This window comes from Bradyrhizobium sp. UFLA06-24, assembly GCF_054967145.1.
In genome coordinates, this window is record NZ_JADFUE010000152.1 from 1 (window position 1) to 3,917 (window position 3,917).

At 62.9% G+C, this 3,917-nt stretch carries 2 protein-coding genes and 3 pseudogenes; 2 read left to right on the forward strand and 3 right to left on the reverse strand.

What is annotated here, in order from left to right; all coding sequences use genetic code 11:
- A pseudogene (locus tag IF809_RS38115) lies at positions 1 to 91 on the forward strand (IS21-like element ISFK1 family helper ATPase IstB); the annotation flags it as partial.
- A gap of 93 nt (positions 92 to 184) precedes the next feature.
- Here the strand turns inward: IF809_RS38115 and tnpC are convergent.
- Positions 185 to 747 (reverse strand): annotated as a pseudogene (tnpC, locus tag IF809_RS38120) (IS66 family transposase); the annotation flags it as partial.
- Between the two features lie 85 nt (positions 748 to 832).
- On the reverse strand, positions 833 to 1,321 hold the full coding sequence (locus IF809_RS38125; RefSeq protein ID WP_014498044.1) for a hypothetical protein: 489 nt from the start codon (positions 1,319 to 1,321) through the stop codon (positions 833 to 835).
- A gap of 505 nt (positions 1,322 to 1,826) precedes the next feature.
- Between IF809_RS38125 and IF809_RS38130 the strand changes: the two are divergent.
- A pseudogene (locus IF809_RS38130) lies at positions 1,827 to 2,024 on the forward strand (transposase); the annotation flags it as partial.
- Between the two features lie 954 nt (positions 2,025 to 2,978).
- On the opposite strand, the gene IF809_RS38135 reads toward IF809_RS38130, so the two are convergent.
- Positions 2,979 to 3,194: a hypothetical protein gene (locus IF809_RS38135; RefSeq protein WP_038937322.1), complete on the reverse strand. Its 216-nt coding sequence runs from the start codon at positions 3,192 to 3,194 to the stop codon at positions 2,979 to 2,981.
- Positions 3,195 to 3,917: the final 723 nt, after the last annotated feature.

Below are 3,917 nucleotides of genomic sequence, written 5' to 3' on the forward strand. Positions count from 1 at the left end.
TCCACAACGCCCACCGCCTCCAGCTCACCGGAGAAAGCATGCGAAAACGCAGCGCCAAAACCATCACCCTTGACGGCAACCAGAACACTGACTCTATCTCCCATCGGCCGTAGCGGGCTGCTCACGATCGTCTGAATTCAGTGCTCACGATCGCGCGAAATCGATGCTCACGATCCGTGAAATCCGCAGTCTGCAGCAGTGTTGCGATGGTCGCCCAGGTTCGTCCGCCGCCGTCGCTGCCCGCGAACAGGCTATTCTTTCTTGTAATTGTCTGCGGTCTGATGGCGCGCTCGACGATGTTGGAGTCGAGCTCGATGCGGCCGTCGAGCAGGAAGCGTTCGAAGATGGCACGGCGCGAGACAGCATAGCGGATCGCCTCGGCCAGTTTGATTTGCCGGAGATCCGCCGCAAGGTCTGCTGCCAGAGATCGAAGAGATCTGCGACGACAGCCGCGGAGGCTTGCTGGCGCGCGGCAACGCGGGCGTCGGGGCTTTGACCGCGCACGGTCTTCTCGACCTGCCAGAGCTTCGCCATCCGCTCGAGCGTCGCCGTTGCCACTTCCGAGCTCCCTGCAACATGCAGCTCATAGAACTTGCGCCGGCTGTGTGACCAGCAGCCGGCCAACGTGATGCCATCATCGCCGCGATCGGATCGCGCGAGCTTGTTATAGGCGGCGTAGCCATCCACTTGGAGGATGCCGCGATAGCCATTGAGATGCCGGACGGCGCATTCGCCGGCGCGGCTAGGTGAACTCGCCTTGCTGGTCCTAGGCGCTACAGCGAAATCTGGCCATCTTAGCGCTCCTGCTGCGGCGAGGGCGGCGGCACCTCGGTCAAAGTGTCGGCGTCGCGGTCGTAAGCGCGTAGTAAACGCTGGCCTGGCCTCGCCGGCGGCGCAGCCGGCGGACGTTGTCGAAGCCCTGCCCCAAGTGGGGCGGCACTGGATCGCCGGCCGCGTGCTCTGCGCAGCGGGTTTCGAGCCACCCTTTGTTGGCATGCAGCCGGCCTTCCGCGCCGCAAATCTCGCAGGTGCAGGCGGAGCGGGCGACGGCCAGGTCAACTGGATGGCCGATCGCGGACTCGGTGGACTTCGAGGCTTCGGTGTCCCAGTCGACGAGCAGGATGCCCATCTTCTGCTTGATGCGGACGAATTCGAAGGTCTCGCCGTCGCGGAGCGCGACTTCGATCCTGCGACAGAGCCGGACCAGGATATCCTGCCACCCTCGCTCGCAGTGCGGGTAGCCGAACGAGCGACTAGGCTCCTCGGCCGTCGTGAGGAACAGACGCGGGTGCCACAGCATGAGGTCGCGGCGCCAATCCATGTCATTACTTCCCCATCTCATTACTCCCGACCTCCAGGCTGGAGGGGCGATATCGACAAGAACATCGTTCGCGCGATCGTACCGCCTGCAGGTGACCTTATGACCGACGACGCGCTGCAGAATGCAGATGTTCTCCAGCGCCGGACACCTCTCGACGGCCGTGCCCTGGGCATGAGTCTCGCAGCGGATGCCATCCCCCTCCGAGCTCGATCTCGATGGTGAGGTCCGCAGCAGGTGAGCGCGCGCGGAGAATCGCGATGCACATGGCGCAGATGGGCGCGGGCCGCGCCGATACGCCGGTGGAGGGGGCGCCGCTCGATCGAGTTCGACCCGCGTGACCTCGGGATACTCGAGCCCATCACGGAGGCGGCCGCCAGCTACTAACTCGAGCTCTCGGCTCTGGAATAACATCGGCCTGCCCGCACTTCGTGCTCCCGGTGCCGCTGTCCCGATGGTCGCACCATACTCCACGATGTAGAACACCGCAGCGGGAACGTTGGCACCGAGACATCTCACCAATTTGCTCGATCGCCTCAACGAGGAGATCAGGCGGCGAACCTATGTCGTGCGAATCCTCCCCAATGCCGAGAGCTGTTTAAGGCTGGTACGGGCGCTGACCGTCGAGCGCCATGAGGCCTGGCTCGAGGACCATCGCCATCTAAACATGGATCTGCCGAAGGAGCACAAGGAGGCGCTACGCCGGCGGCCTGACGATGCTCAGGCCCACCAAGGGGATGCACGCCCCCCTCTCCGCCGCCGTCGCTCGCCAGGGCTACGCTTTTGCGCAAGCGAGCGACGGCGGCTCCGAGGGGATGGCTCGGCCGGATCCCATAATCGATTTTGCTGAACTTGACGCACAGAACTGCCGATCCGGGCCGTCGTCGTGGTGCGGCTGCCGCTGATCGTAAGCGAGCCGAACGCTTTTCGTCTGCGGCCTGAACGTCTTTATTGTCTCCACGGCAAGCGGCCCCGTGGGCCGCTTTTCGTTTTGTGAATGGGCGCGCAGTCTCGTCAGCTTTCAGTAAGCTAGTCCCAATAATTGGTTGTTGGGTTTAGCGGGGGTGGCACGGACATTGCTGTGGTTTCCAGAGCAGTGGGGTGGAGTGTCACCTTCCGCTAAACTCACCAGCAGTGCGGATGCGGCAGGTGCTTCAACTCAGCCCCCCTGGTCGGTCGGCACCGTGTCGCGCCCACTGCTTCTAAATCACGGGCCATTCCCGGTTCTGTAAGTTACGCTCGTTCTGCGAGCGATGACCTCCCGGTCAGCTTCTTCCGCTGCTTTGAGGCTGGCCGTGTGGGGGTTAGCGGCGCGTGGCAGGGACAGCGCTTCCCCTGTGTATGCGTGGGGGTTACTTGAGCGCCGAGTCACGTGACCGCTAACTATCGGCAGTGCGGGCGGGGCAGGGACAGCGTCCGCTCCGGCGCAACCGAACGGCGCCGAGTCTCACCCGCACTGCCTGCGATCTGAGGCTGATCCCCGAGCCCCGCGAGGCTGCAACCCCGGTTCTGGTAGTTGTGCCACGGCTTTTTGCGATGAATGTATCCCACCGTCAGCTTCTTCCGCTGTTTGAGGCTGGCGCGTGGTAGGGAGAGCGCTTTTTCTCCAAGCGGGCGCCGAGCCACGTGGCCGCTAACGTTCCCGCTGTTTAGGTCGCGGCTACCACCTTGAGCGGCCTGTCGACCCGGGACCGGTATGATCCTTTAGGCCATCGATCACCTTGAGCGCCACTTCGAGTTCATCTCGAAGATGCTTCGTAATCCGCAGTCCGCTCGCAAGCTCCTCGCGGCTGATTTCCGCGCCGTGGGCGACTTTTTGTTCTAGGTCGCGTATAGCGTGGTCGATCTTGTGCAGCGAGAACGTGCCAAGCATCATTTGGCTCCGTCCACGATTAAGGGTCGGTCATCCGGCCGCGCGGGTAGGACCCACAACGTAAAAATGCGTCCACTACATGGTTGAGTAAAGCGGGTGGCGTTGGGGGAAAATCTTTTCCCATCTCGCGTCTGAGCGCCTCGAATTCGGCTAAGGTCGAAAGAGGGCACTCCGCCACCGCGTCCATTTTTGAGCAGATAACTTCAACCCGGAATCGCCGAGCGGCCAGCTGCTCTTCAGTTCGCTGTGGCCCGTAGGTGTCTTCTGCCGGGGTATGGCTTGGCCTACGGGCGTAGTCCGTGAATGCTTGGATTGCCGCCCCCACATCGGTCCTAGGCACGGCGGTTACTCCTATGAGCGGAGCCAGCTCGAACAGTTGCGGGCCGAGCGCTTCAATATGACATGCACGCGGGGCGCGGCACCCCACCGGTACTGGTAGGTGCTCTCCAGTTCTTCTCCACCATACAATGGTAGCACCTTGGGGAATTTGAACCTCTCGGGCGTAAAGGTGGCCAGCCCCTGTCTTCGAGGACGGGCTGGCTACCATCGCTTGCGACACCGTTTGGGCGACCCCGCACCCGGACTCGTCGCCCTAAGCCGGTTCCAGCATCTTGATCTCGCTGACATCAACTTCGCGTCGGCGTGCCACGCATCGGGGGCTGCCTGCAAACGAAGCTAGATGGCCGGGCCGTTGCCGACCGGCTTTCCAATCCGGGCGGCCACGTT